This is a genomic window from Devosia sp. 1566, assembly GCF_004005995.1.
Classification (GTDB): Bacteria; Pseudomonadota; Alphaproteobacteria; order Rhizobiales; family Devosiaceae; genus Devosia.
In genome coordinates this window covers 1,829,082-1,842,159 of the sequence record NZ_CP034767.1, presented here as the reverse complement: position 1 = coordinate 1,842,159, position 13,078 = coordinate 1,829,082, and the positions used below count along the sequence as shown (strand labels likewise).

10 protein-coding genes are annotated in these 13,078 nt (G+C 62.3%); 5 read left to right on the top strand and 5 right to left on the bottom strand.

Translation table 11 applies throughout. The annotated features are described in order from the left end of the window. Nucleotides 1–455: 455 nt before the first annotated feature. The 3 genes from ELX51_RS08970 to ELX51_RS08960 all read left to right on the top strand — a co-directional run bounded on the left by ELX51_RS08970 (nt 456) and on the right by ELX51_RS08960 (nt 4,847). Entirely contained in the window at nt 456–1,706 is a 1,251-nt protein-coding gene (locus ELX51_RS08970) for an N-acetylmuramoyl-L-alanine amidase (RefSeq protein WP_127753201.1), read from the top strand. A 124-nt stretch (nt 1,707–1,830) separates the two neighbouring features. Beyond that, a complete protein-coding gene (locus ELX51_RS08965) occupies nt 1,831–4,332 on the top strand; it encodes a penicillin-binding protein 1A (protein WP_127753200.1) in 2,502 nt (833 codons plus the stop codon). A 5-nt stretch (nt 4,333–4,337) separates the two neighbouring features. Continuing rightward, nucleotides 4,338–4,847 (top strand): peptide deformylase, encoded by a 510-nt coding sequence (locus ELX51_RS08960; protein ID WP_164854813.1) that lies wholly within the window; start codon nt 4,338–4,340, stop codon nt 4,845–4,847. 14 nt (nt 4,848–4,861) lie between these two features. On the opposite strand, the gene ELX51_RS08955 is transcribed toward ELX51_RS08960, so the two are convergent. Continuing rightward, entirely contained in the window at nt 4,862–5,335 is a 474-nt protein-coding gene (locus tag ELX51_RS08955; RefSeq protein ID WP_127753198.1) for a cytochrome C, read from the bottom strand. Between the two features lie 144 nt (nt 5,336–5,479). Here ELX51_RS08955 and prfB point away from each other — a divergent pair. Continuing rightward, nucleotides 5,480–6,608, top strand: a protein-coding gene (prfB, locus tag ELX51_RS08950) for a peptide chain release factor 2 (protein ID WP_127753197.1) whose coding sequence is annotated in 2 segments (ribosomal slippage) — nt 5,480–5,548 and nt 5,550–6,608 — 1,128 coding nt in all. Because the reading frame shifts where the segments join, the coding sequence is not laid out codon by codon here. A 3-nt stretch (nt 6,609–6,611) separates the two neighbouring features. Here prfB and ELX51_RS08945 read toward each other — a convergent pair. Both ELX51_RS08945 and ELX51_RS08940 read right to left on the bottom strand, forming a co-directional pair. Then, nucleotides 6,612–7,757: a M23 family metallopeptidase gene (locus tag ELX51_RS08945; protein WP_127753196.1), complete on the bottom strand. Its 1,146-nt coding sequence runs from the start codon at nt 7,755–7,757 to the stop codon at nt 6,612–6,614. A gap of 71 nt (nt 7,758–7,828) precedes the next feature. Then, a complete protein-coding gene (locus tag ELX51_RS08940) occupies nt 7,829–8,311 on the bottom strand; it encodes a peroxiredoxin (RefSeq protein WP_127753195.1) in 483 nt (160 codons plus the stop codon). A gap of 141 nt (nt 8,312–8,452) precedes the next feature. On the opposite strand from ELX51_RS08940, the gene ELX51_RS08935 reads away from it, so the two are divergent. Next, entirely contained in the window at nt 8,453–11,935 is a 3,483-nt protein-coding gene (locus tag ELX51_RS08935) for an AsmA-like C-terminal domain-containing protein (RefSeq protein WP_127753194.1), read from the top strand. Here the strand turns inward: ELX51_RS08935 and ELX51_RS08930 are convergent. Then, nucleotides 11,932–12,657 carry a YoaK family protein gene (locus tag ELX51_RS08930; RefSeq protein ID WP_164854811.1) on the bottom strand — a complete coding sequence of 242 codons (726 nt, stop codon included), beginning with the start codon at nt 12,655–12,657 and terminating at the stop codon, nt 11,932–11,934. The two genes, ELX51_RS08935 and ELX51_RS08930, sit on opposite strands and share 4 nt — an antisense overlap. Continuing rightward, entirely contained in the window at nt 12,590–13,045 is a 456-nt protein-coding gene (locus ELX51_RS08925) for an HIT family protein (protein ID WP_127753192.1), read from the bottom strand. Before ELX51_RS08925 ends, ELX51_RS08930 begins: the two co-directional genes overlap by 68 nt. Nucleotides 13,046–13,078: the final 33 nt, after the last annotated feature.

Sequence of the window (13,078 nt, the reverse complement as noted above, 5' to 3'; positions counted from 1 at the left end):
AAGCAAAACGGCGACCGGTTTCGTCGATCACACCACGTTCTGTTCGCCTGCGGGCCATATGACCTCTTCCTTTTGGACTGAGTGGGGCAGAGCGCCGGTCCCAGCCGTCCGGTTCATCAGAACCGAAATTCATAGAGAAGCGCTGGATTTGCCGCATCTGATCGGGGTGTCAGGCGTATTCTGCGCCTGTGTCCCGAGCCCTTCCGGCTTACGTTTGCAGTGCCTTAGGGCACCGGAACCGTCATGCAGGAAGCTTGCACTTCACCTCATAGCGTGTAGGGCCGTTGCGTCCGATTAGCAACAGGAAAGTCCCAAACTGCCGAGCGGCTGATCAGCCACCTCGGACGAGCTGTTCTTGGCCATTGGGCCGAAACAGCGCATAAAGGAAATGCCGCAGAATCGCTTCAAAGCGATGGCATCTGCGCGCCTAAATTATAGATAAGGCCTGTCCGCATTTGTTTAAACCCCTCCGTGCGCTCGCGCTGTTCTGCATTCTTTCGGGAGCGTTGGGCGTAGCGCCAATTGCCAGCTTGGCGCAGGAGCCGCCGGCGACGGCAACTCCGGCCGCACCAGCAGCGCTACCCAATGTGATGGAGGTGCGCGTCAGCTCGACGCCCGAACGCGCGCGGCTCGTGGTTGACCTCGCGGGCCGGACCGACTTCGCCCTGGTCTCGCTGGGCGATCCTAACCGGCTGGCGATCGATGTGCGGGCGGCGACCTTTTCGCTCGCCGAGCCATCCGGCACGCCTGCGGGGGAAGGGCTGGTGTCGGGCTATCTTGTGGAGCAGGCGGCAGCTGACCGGGTTCGTACCACCCTGACGCTGGCTGCTCCGGCCCAAGTCCAGCAAGCCTATGTGCTCGATGCCTTCGAGGACCAGCCGGCTCGGCTGGTGGTGGACATCATTCCCGCCACGCCCGAAGAGTTCGCGGCCAATGCGGCGCGTGACATCACCGGCACCACGGAAGCGGCCCCGGCGGCGTCCACGCCTCCAGGGGGCACTGAGCTGCCGGTGGTGACGCGGCCGCTGGTGGTGATCGACCCGGGCCATGGTGGGATCGATAGCGGGGCGGAAACTCCCAACGGGGTCAAGGAAAAGGACATCGTCCTTTCTTTTGCTCTGCGGCTGCAGGAATTGCTGGTGGAATCGGGCCGGTTCGACGTGGCGCTGACGCGCGAGGACGATACTTTCCTGCGGCTGGAAGAACGCGTCGCGCTGGCGCGGACCAACAAGGCAGATCTCTTTCTTTCCATTCACGCCGACAGTTTCCAGCAGCCCGAAATCCGTGGCGCCAGCGTTTATACACGCGACGAGAATGCCACGGACGTGCTCGACAAGGTCCTAGCCGATACCGAGAACAAGACCGATGTGATCGCCGGCTTTGCGCCCCCGCAAATGGCACCAGAGGTCGTGGATATCCTGGTTGACCTGATGCGCCGGGAAATGCGGGTGCAGTCCTATATGGCTGGGCAGGCCATCGTGCACCAGCTCGAGCCAAGCGTGGCGTTGCGGAAATTTCCGCTGCGGCAGGCTGATTTTTTCGTGCTGCAGGCGCCTGATGTCCCCTCGGTGCTGATCGAGCTGGGCTTTTTGAGCAACGCCACTGACATCGCCAATCTGATGGAGTCGGACTGGCAGGATCGGACCGCCACGGCTCTGGCGCGCGGGATTTCGACATATTTTGACAGCATAGCGCCGCCGCAATGATGTGACTTTGAGGTGACGGCTGCGCGTCCCAATGCGGGGTTTGCGCGGTCGTGATCCCCAACACAGCTTACGTCTGCTATGATTCCTGACACATCGGGCCGCAAGCCCTGGAGACTTTTTGTATATGCTGCGCTTGCTTGGCTGGCTGTTTAGTTTTGGAATGTTCGCGGTGCTGGGGGTGCTGGCGCTCGCGGCAGTGTATCTGACCATGGTTACGGCCCAGCTGCCCGACTACACCGTGCTGAAGGACTACCAGCCTCCCGTGACGACGCGCGTGCATGCCGCCGATGGCACGCTCTTGGCTGAATATGCGCGCGAGCGCCGGCTGTTCCAGCCGATCGAGACCGTGCCGCCGCTGCTGGTGAACGCGTTCTTGTCGGCCGAGGACAAGGATTTCTACCATCATGGCGGCATCGCCATCGATGGCGTGGTGCGCGCCGTGCGTGACAACCTGCTGCAAAAGCTCGATGGCGGCAGTGGCCCAATGGTGGGCGCCTCGACCATTACCCAGCAGGTGGCCAAGAATTTCCTGCTGAGCTCGGAGCAGACCTGGGACCGCAAGATCCAGGAAGCGCTGCTGGCCGTGCGCATCGAATCGACGTTCTCCAAAGATCGGATCCTCGAACTCTATCTCAACGAGATTTTCCTTGGGCTGAACTCCTATGGCGTGGCTGCAGCGGCGCTGAACTATTTCGACAAGGCACTCTACCAACTCACGCTCAGCGAAGCGGCCTATATCGCTGCCCTCCCAAAGGGCCCGAATAATTACCACCCATTCCGGCGACCCGAGGCGGCCGTACAGCGCCGGAACTGGGTAATCGATCGCATGGTCGAGAACGGCTATGTGACGCCCGAAGAAGCGACCGCCGCCAAGGCGGAGCCACTCAACGTCATTCCACGGGCGTCGGGCAGCCAGTTGTACTCGGCCGAATATTTCACCGAGGAAGTGCGTCGCGAACTGGCCAAGCTTTATGGGGAAGACCAGCTTTATGGCGGCGGCTTGTCGGTGCGCACGACGCTTGAGCCTAAGCTGCAGGAATATGCCCGCCGGGCGCTGATGGACGGGCTGATCGCGTTTGATCATTCCAAGGGATTCCGCGAGCCGGTTGCCAGCATCGAGATCGGCCAGGACTGGGGCCTGGATGTTGCCAAGATCCAGCCGCTCCGCGACGTGCCGGAGTGGCGGCTTGCCGTGGTGCTGGAGATGAATGGCAACCAGGCCAGGATCGGACTGCGACCCGCAGATGACGTTGACGGCGCCATTTCGGACGAGCGGACGGAAGCTGTGCTGTCCGGGCCCGAGATCAAGTGGGTGTCCAAGCCGCTGTCGAGCATCCTCAAGGTTGGGGATGTGGTTTATGTTTCCCCGGTCGCGGGCAAGGACGGAATTTACACGCTCGAGCAACTGCCCGAGATCGAGGGCGCGTTGGTGGCAATGGACCCGCGCACCGGCCGGGTGCTCGCCATGGTGGGCGGTTTCTCGTTCGCGGAAAGCGAGTTCAACCGCGCCACCCAGGCCCTGCGCCAGCCCGGCTCCTCGTTCAAGCCAATCGTTTATGCAGCGGCGCTCGATAATGGCTATACGCCCGCATCGGTGGTGCTCGACGCGCCAGTAGAAATCCGCAATTCGGATGGCTCGGTTTGGCGGCCGGAAAACTATGCGCAGCAGTTCTATGGCCCGCAAACGCTGCGGCGCGGCATCGAGCGCAGCCGGAACGTGATGACGGTTCGACTGGCCAAGGACCTGGGCATGCCGCTGGTGGCAGAATATGCGCGCCTGTTCGGCGTTTATGACTCCATGCAGCCCGTGCTCGCGATGGCGCTGGGTGCCGGCGAAACCACCGATATGCGGATGACGGCAGCTTACGCCACCATCGCCAATGGCGGCCGCAAGATCGTGCCGACGCTGATCGACCGCATCCAGGACCGTTATGGCATGACGGTTTACCGGCATGACGAGCGGGTATGCGAAGGCTGCAAGGCGCAGGCCTGGCAGGGGCAGGGCGAGCCGATCATTGTGGATAATCGTGAGCAGGTGCTCGATCCGATGACGGCCTATCAGATCACCTCGATGATGGAGGGTGTCGTGCAACGCGGCACCGGAACGGCCGCCAAGGCGCTCAACCGTCCGGTGGCTGGCAAAACCGGCACTACCAATGACTACAAGGACGCATGGTTTGTGGGCTTCACCCCTGAACTGGCGGTCGGGGTTTATGTTGGCTATGACCAGCCGCGTTCCATGGGCTCTTCGGTGACCGGCGGCACGTTCTCGGTCAATATCTTCACCGAGTTCATGCAGAACGCCCTGCGGGGCAAGCCGCCGACGCCATTCAACGTACCCTCCGGCATGGCCACGGCCTGGATCAATCCGAACTCCGGCGTCGAGGCCTATCAGGGTGAATCGGCTATTCTCGAGGCCTTCAAGCCTGGCAGCGGCCCCAATCTGATGACCTCGGTCATCGGCATCGAAAGTGGCGGCTACAACACGGCACAAAGCCAGCAGCCGCAGCCGGGCTATGAGGCTTATCGGCAACCTTATTCAGGTGGCTTCCAGGATTCGCCCGCCCAAGCCATGCCCAGCGGCCGCTTCCAGGAGTATGAGGCCCCGCAATCCCTGTCGGAGTAACGGGGGTGACCGGAATCTTGCCGTTTGTCCGCTTTCCCCATCCGGCGCTTTCGGCGCCCGCAGCAACGCGGCCCCTCGACGCGGCGATGGAACGGGCAGGGGAGCAATTGCTTGCCGCCGCAGAAGCCGCCAAGGCTTACGGCTTGGCCGCGGCCCATATCGGGCTGAACGAGCCCGTCATCGTGGTGAGCATTGCGGCGGACACATCAGGTCGCGATTATCGGGTGATGTTCAATCCCCGCATTGCCGAGTGTAGCGCTGAGGCGGAAGTCGGCAGTGAGGGTTCGGTATCTTTGCCGGGGATCGAGGTGGCGATCAGCCGGCCGAATTGGGCCGTGATTGAGTACGACACTGCGGCGGGGGATCGAGTGACGCAGCGCTTCGACGGGTTTGTCGCCCGCTGCTGCCTGCACGAGATCGAGCAGATGCAGGGCGTGTTTTTTCTCAGCCACCTGTCGCGGCTTAAGCGCGAAACAGTGCTGCGCCGGTTCAAAAAGGAACAGCGTGCCGGTTGAAGTCGCCTCGCTGACTACTCCGGCATGCTTGGTGGCGCCATGACGATAAAGGGCGTTGTCGCTGGCGTGCCGGGAGGGGCATAGGCAGGCGCTGGTTCGCCCACCGGACCCAGGGCGACGATATACTGGTAGAGGGAGCGCATTTCCGTTTCGGTGAAATGGCGCAGGTTGAACCAAGGCATGGGCGGCCGAGTCTCGAGTTCAGACAAATACGCCACCCATTCATCTTCGCTATGCTCGGCAGCGGTGAGCCGCAGATTGGCGGCATAGGTGGTGCCCCAGGGCCCTTGGTAGCCAACCGGACTGCCGATCAGCGCGGTGGCGGGATCGAGTTGACCCCCGTTTTCCGCATAGCCGGGGCTATGGCAATCATGGCACCCACCGATGCGGGCGATCCGCTCGCCATGCTCCACCGATGGCTCCGCTTCCGCAGCCAAAGCGGCGTGCGACAGTAATACCGCGGCCAGCAACACTCCCATGCGTAACATGTGCGTTTCCCTTGCGATGTTGAACTTCCCCTGGATCAGCCTTGGCCGGGCGAGGCAGTTTGGCAAGTCCGCTTTGATAGCTCAATGGGTTGATTGGGCGGGGGTGGACGGCTACATGAGGCCCCACACAAAAGGATAGTTCACATGCGTGCGGAAATCGAAAAAGCCGTCGCCGACATCGAGCAGGTTTTGGGCCTGCTGAGGAGGCATCTTTGACTGGGATACGGCACAACTTCGTCTCGACGCGCTAACAGCGCAGACTGAATCACCTGACTTCTGGAACGATCCGGAAAAGGCTCGCGTCACCATGCGTGAGCGCGATGAGCTCGACGTGGCGGTCAAGGCCGTGCACGAGCTGGAAAACGGCGTCCGCGACAACCTCGAATTGATCGAGATGGGCGAAGCCGAAGGCGACGCCGAGATCGTCAAGGAAGCCGAGGAAGCAATCTTCGAGCTGCGCATCAATGCGCGCCGCCGGCAGATCGAGACTCTGCTTTCGGGTGAAGTCGACGCCAACGACTGCTATGTGGAAATCCACTCTGGTGCCGGCGGCACCGAGAGCCAGGATTGGGCCAACATGCTGTTGCGCATGTATACGCGCTGGGCGGAACGGCGGAAGATGAAGGTCGAAACCATCGAAATGCATGATGGTGAAGAGGCCGGCATCAAGTCGGCGACCATACTGGTCAAGGGCCATAATGCCTATGGCTGGCTCAAGACCGAAAGCGGCGTGCATCGGCTGGTCCGGATCAGCCCGTACGACTCGGCGGCTCGACGGCATACGAGCTTTTCCAGTGTCTGGGTTTATCCCGTGGTGGACGACTCGATTGACATCGAGATCCGTGAAAGCGATCTCAAGATCGATACTTATCGCGCGTCAGGCGCGGGCGGGCAGCACGTCAACACCACCGATTCGGCCATCCGCATCACCCACGTGCCATCGGGCATCATCGTGGCGTGCCAGGCCGAGCGCAGCCAGCACAAGAACCGCGCGACGGCCATGAACATGCTCAAGGCTCGTCTCTATGAAGCCGAGTTGCAAAAGCGCGAGGAAGCGGCCAACGCGCAGGCGGCGAGCAAGACCGAGATCGGCTGGGGTCACCAGATCCGCTCCTACGTGTTGCAGCCCTACCAGATGGTCAAGGATCTGCGCACAAGCGTGGAAAGCGGCCAGCCCTCCGTGGTGCTGGATGGCGATCTCGATGAGTTCATGGAAGCGGCTTTGGCGCAGCGGGTTGGCGTTGCGACCGATGTCGTGGCCGAAGGCAAATAGTGGTTAGCCGAGCAGCGCCTGCAGGCGCTTGCCGGCTTCCATGAACTGCTTGGGATCCATGGCGCGGCTGCCTTGTCGCACTTCGAAATGCAAATGCGGGCCGGTTGACCGACCCGTAGAGCCAACCTTGGCAATAGGGGTGCCGGTGTGCACCTTCTGGCCCTTGCTGGACAGGAAGCCGGAGAGGTGACCATAGCGGGTTACCAAGCCGCTGGGATGAGTGACCTCCACCACATTGCCATAGCCAGAGCGCACGCCGACAAAGGTCACCACGCCTTGGCCCGCGCTCAGTACGGTGGTGCCGGAGCGCGCAGCGAAATCGAGCCCGGAATGAAAGGCGCGCTTGCCGCTGAAGGGATCGCGCCGATTGCCAAAGCCTGAACTCTGGCGGTAGGTGCCGGCGATGGGCAGGTGAATGGGCGCGGCATCGATTGATTCACGGGCCGCCTTGTAGCGCACCAGCGCTGCCATCACCGCATTGGCGTCCTCGATCATCGGCGCTGCGTCGCCGCCGTCACTCGGCGCCAGCAGGGGGCCGCCAACGCCATCAAGCGCGTCGGGCAGGCTGACGCGAATGCCGATCTCGGCCATCTCGTTGACAATGCTGGTCGTCCGCTCGGTAGCGGTCTGGGCGATGCTGGTCATGGCGTGCTCGGTTTCACCCATCATTTGGGCGAGGGCACGAGCCGTTTCGTCGATGTCGGGATTACCGCTGGCGTTGGTCGGCGCCGCCATTGCCACTTCACCGGGGCTGGAGCCGAGGGCGGCAGTTTGAATGCCAAGCTCACCGGCTTTGTCGACAAGGACCTTGACCAGTTGATGCTGTTCCAGCAGCATTTCCTGTTGCTGCGAAAGTTCCTGCAGTTGCAGGTTGATGTCGCCCGCCTGCGCATACGAGCGGGAATGGAGACGGTCGACTTCAACACGCAACTGGGCGATCCGATCCTCGTAGGCCTGGATAACCTGTTCGGTTTGGCCGTTGAGGACTTTGGCGATCTCGGGAGAGAACAGCAGGGCGGTGCCGGTCAGGGCATTGCCGGCCAAGAGCAGCGTGAACATGCCGTAGAACCAGAGCGGGCGAATGCCGGCGTGGGGAGCCGTTTTGGGCTTGGCTCGACCCGGCGACGAGAAGCTCGCTCCATTACGCACGCCATACACTCCGCTGATCCATATTTATGGTTAGCGAGTATGATCCTGCATGGTTAAAAAACGGAAAAGCCTCAGCTTTCCGAAGTAATGGGCTGCAAATTTCCGAGAAGGTCGAGAACCTTTTGAGCGTGACCCTTAACGCGCGTGACGCGGAGCACGGCGGCGACCCGGCCATCAGGCGCGACAACGAAAGTGGTGCGTACGAGGCCCATGAATTGGCGGCCATAGAGGCTCTTGAGCTGCCATACCCCAAATAGCTCGATCACGGTCCGCTCGGGGTCGGCGGCCAGCGGCACGGTGAGGCTGTATCTTTCCCGGAACTTGCGATGCGCTTCCACAGTATCCGGCGATATGCCGAGGAGGACAGCACCGCTTCGGGCGAACTCCGGCTCCAGGTTGGAGAACTCGAGGTTCTCCTTGGTGCAGCCTTGGGTATCGTCCTGCGGATAGAAGAACAGGACCACAAACTTGCCGCGGTGATCGGCAAGGTGGAAGGAGGTGCCGTCGTCGAGCGGCAGGGTAAAGTCGGGAGCGGTATCCCCAGGCGCAAGCATGCCGGTTAAATCCTGTTTTCCCCGCTAGATTGTAGCTGCCGGTGCCATATTCCAGCCGGTATCATCGCGCAAGAAGCCGCCACTTGCGGTTGATTCTCAAGAGGCCGGGAGACTAATCGGCCGAGCTTGATCTGGATGTAAGTGAGCGCGTCAACAACCCTCGAAGACACGCCAGGTCCAGCCCCCGCAATGCGGCGTCGGCATCCTATGCGTCTTGCCGCCAAGATGGGCGCCTGGGTGTTGGGCGTGCCAGCCGTCCTGCTGATCGTTCTGTATCTAGTGCTGCTGGTGACCCCGCTGCGGCTGCCATTTGGCGGTGAAGCGGCGCGGGCGCTGGCGCAATCCATTATGCCCCCCACCAGCAAGCTCGATCTGGGGGGAATGGCGCTGGCGCTCGAACGTGGCGTTTGGCCAGTGCTGCAGTTCTCGCCCGTGCTGATGACGGATGCCAAGACCGGAGCCAAGGTCAAGATGGATGCGCTCGAGATCGGGTTCTCGCCGATCCGTGCGCTGGTTGGGCAGCCTGGGGCCACCATCACCATTGTGCGCCCCCACATCCAGATCGTGCAGGACCTGTTTGGGCCACGCACCACGAGCTTTGAGCTAGTGGCCGACGAGCAGGGCGGGACGACTGCAAGGGTGCTGGAGGGGGAGGATGCGTTCCCCAGCGTCGACATTTCCGCCAGTGGCGTCGACGTTCAGGGTGGGTCGGTGCCGCTGCAGTTGCGGTCCGACAATGACTGGCTGATCTACAATCTCGAGGCGAGCGAGAAGGGTGTGGCCGACATTGTGGAGCAGGCGCAACAGGGCCGGTTCTCCAAGCTGACGATCAAGGACGGCACCGTCGAGATGATCGATGCCGTTTACGGGCGGATGCGTCAGTTCAACGGCGTGAACCTCGAGATCGGCCCTACGCCCGGCGGCGAGGACACCAGGGGAACATTCTCGGCAGCCCTGGGAGGGCGTACGATGATGGGGAGCCTGTCGCGCACCCTCGACGACAAGGGTGGCTCCCGGCTCGAGGCCGACATTGCCAATATCGATTTTGCGGCCGTGGCCCCCTTTGTCGATGACGCTGAAAGCATCGCGGCCCTGCGGGGCGCGGGTGCGCTGTCCATCGATGTGCATTTTGCGCCCGAGACGGGCAAGCTCGTGGACGGCGCGTTCAAGATCGACCTGACGGGTCTCGACATGCGCATCGAGGACGAGTTCTTCCCAGTCGCGAGCTCGATCATGGACGTGACCTGGTCGCCAAAGGACGCCCGGTTCGAGTTGCACGAGGCCGCCTTGCAGATCGGCCAGAGTTCCGCCCGCGTTTCGGGCACGTTTGCGCTCGGCCTCGATGCGGAATTCGGGCCGACGATCGGCATGATGATCAAGGCACGCGAGGTCCGCGTGCACCCCAACGACATGGCGGCACCGGCGGAGCCATTCGACAGCGTCGAGTTCTCGGGCTGGTCGGCGCCACTTTATGGTGCCACGGGCATCGACCGGCTCGTCGCGAAAAAGGGCGCTGCCATCGTCGAAAGCGCCGGCCGGATCGATATTCTCAAGGCCGGCATGGCTCTCGACATGACCATTGTAGGCCAAGGGGTTAGTGCGGACGACCTGAAACGCCTCTGGCCCTATATGCTGGGCACGGAAAGCCGTGACTGGTTTGTGGCCAATGTGAGCGACGGTATGGTGACGCGCGCGCGGCTGAAGTTCAAATTTCCGGTGGGCAGCCTGGAAGTGGGCGGCGAGGACAAGCCGATTTCGCCCGAAGCGATGCAGATCGACATGGTTGGTACCGGCGTCGTGGTCAAACCGGTGCCGGAGATGGCCGATATCGCCATTGACGGCGAAACGCGATTGCAATTAAGCGGCCCCAACCTGACGGTTTCGGCTGGTGGAGGTGCCATCGCGACCACGACGGGGCCGATTGCGGTGCGCAATCCGGCCGTGATCATGGACAACTCCAATCCGGCAGAAAGCATTCTCGAGATCTCGGGGGATGTGAGCGCCGGTATTCCATCCCTGCTTGCCCTGGCCAAGGAACAGCAGCCCGAAATGCTGGCGCAAGCCAGCCTGCCGCTCGATCTTGCCGCGCTATCCGGTCAGATTGATCTGGGGCTTGTGGCAACCATCAAGCTGCCCGATGAAGCAAGCGGCGCGCCGCTGGACCTCGACTATGTGGTCAATGGCAATGTCGCCAATTTCGCCAGCACTCAGGCCATACAGGAGCGCACAATCGGCAACGGGCAGCTGTCCTTCAGCGCCTCGCAGGACGGCTATCAGGTGCAGGGTACCGCTGACATAGACGGTATGGAGGCGCAGCTGGAGATTGCCGGCACGCCGGAAACTCAGCCGGCGTTCCGGCTCGCTTCCAAGGTGGAGGTGAAGGACCTGGCCGCCATGGGGTTCGATGCCTCGCCGTTCATGAGCGGGCAGGTTGGCTTTGTGGCGCAGCCGCTGCCGGATGGCTCGCTGCAGATCGCGGTGGACCTCAAGGAGGCAGCGCTCACCATTGGGGATCTAGGGTTGAGCAAGGCTGCCGGCGTCCCCGGCACCTTGCAGACAATCGTCAAGCAAACCGATGGTGTAACCGAGCTATTCGGGATTGATCTGGCTTTTGACACCGTGAAACTCAAGGGCGGCCTCAAGTTCGACGCCGAGGCTGGGCTGCAAAGTGCCGAGTTCATCGATTTCGGCCTCAGCGAGGGGGATGGCGCGCAACTCAAGCTCGCTCCGATCGATGGCGGCTATTCCGTGCAGGTGCGCGGTACCCAATTGGACCTCAAGCCCATGCTGAAGCGCTTCTTCAGCCTGGATGAAGGCACCGGGGGGGTGCAAACCACCGAGTTCGACCAGACGCTGGTGCTCGACGTGGAGCTCGATCGAGCGCTGGGTTATTACGCCACGACCGCCTTCAATCTCGATCTGGACCTGTCCCTGAAGGGCAGCGACATGCGGCGGGCGCGGCTGACGGCGCAGTTTGGTGATGACAACGCCATTTCGGTCACCACCAATCCCGCGCCCAAGGGGCGAACGATGACGGTGGCATTCAGCGATGCCGGAACGATCCTGCGGCTCCTGGGCGTGTATTCACAGCTGGCGGGCGGCGAGGGCAATCTCGTCATGACCACCGACAGCGAAGCAGGCGCCGAGTTCGGCCAGTTGCGCATGCGCGGCTTTTCCATTGTGGACGAGGCCAATGTTGCGCAGGTGCTTGGCAACCACGCGGATTCGCGAGCGGTGATCGCGCGCGGGAACCGGCTGGATTTCGACCGCGGCATGGTCAATTTCGTGCGGCGCTCGGACCGCGTCGAGGTTACCAATGCTGTTTTGACCGGCGACACCGTAGGCGGAACGATGCGCGGCTTTATCTATACCGACCAGCGGCAATACGATCTGGCGGGCACCTATGTGCCGCTATTCGGGCTCAACAGCGCGTTTCAGAAAATCCCGCTGCTCGGGCCGCTCTTGGGCGGACGTGATGGTGAGGGGCTGGTGGGCGTGACCTTTGCAGTCAAGGGACCACTCGCCAAGCCCGATTTCCGCATCAACCCGCTATCCGCACTGGTCCCCGGAGCCTTCCGCGAATTGTTCGAGTTCCGCTCGCGCGAGCAGCCACGGGTCGACTAAGGCCGTGGGCCCGCCTTGCGCTGCCGCAGCGCCAGCCCGAGGCAAAAGGCAGCGTGGAGAGTCGCGGGTGCAAGCAGGGCGAGCGGGCCCAGGCGCTGATAGGATGCCGCGCCCAGGGCGGCACCCAGCAACAGTGAAAGCCAAACCAGGAGGTGTTGCGTCCATCGCCAGCGCGGTGCCAATTTGTGGATGGCCTTGGCCAGGTCCTGGCCGGCAGCAAACAGGGTACCCGTCACGAAGGTCGCGCCAAGCCGAACGGAGCCGGCCGGGGACAACAAAGCGTTCTGGGCGCCCGCGCGGAAGGCCAAGGGCCCCATCGAGAGTGGCGATTCGGCGCCGGCAAAGTGCAAGGCGATTGCCCCTGTTGTGCTGGAAAACAACAAGGCCGCAACAAGGGCTGGGCCAAAACGCTCGCTTGCCAAAGACAGCAGCGATCCCACCGTGCTGCCAGTGAAAAACAGCAGCAAGAGGCCCAGCGGCAGCAACGCGGCTGCCGAGGGCGTATCGAGCAGGTAATTGCCCAACTGGGTGGTGTTGCCGCTCATGAACGAGGTGTAGTAGCCACCCAGTTCGATAAAGCCGATCGCATCGATGAACCCGGCCAATCCGGTGAGCAAGAGCCCTTGGCCGAGCTTGGGAGCGGGCGTCACCGGCTTAAAGGCGGCTGGCGATTTCTTGCGCCAGCCCGGCCATTTCAGCGGCGTCAGCAGCACCCTTGCCATGATCGCCCAAAGCCTCGCCCTCATAGACGGGAATGAGGTGGAAATGCAGGTGAAACACGCTTTGTCCAGCAGGGGCTTCATTGAACTGGACGAGGCGAATGCCATCAGCCCCCGTCGCTGCCTTGAGCGCAACAGCCACCCGCTGCACGATCGGCATCACGGCCGAAAGGGTGGCAGGATCCGCGTCGAGCAGGTTGCGCGAGGCCGCCTTGGGCAGAACCAGCGTGTGCCCGCGTGACTGGGGGAACACATCGAGCATCACCAAGGCGGTGTCGTCTTCGTAAACCTTGTGGGCTGGCATTTCGCCCCGGAGAATGCGGCCGAAGATGTTGTCGGGATCGTAGGCGGTGCTCACGGTGTACCTCGCGGGAGTGGATGGCCTCGGCATACTCCCGGCAAGGTGCTCGGCTCAAGAGCCGAG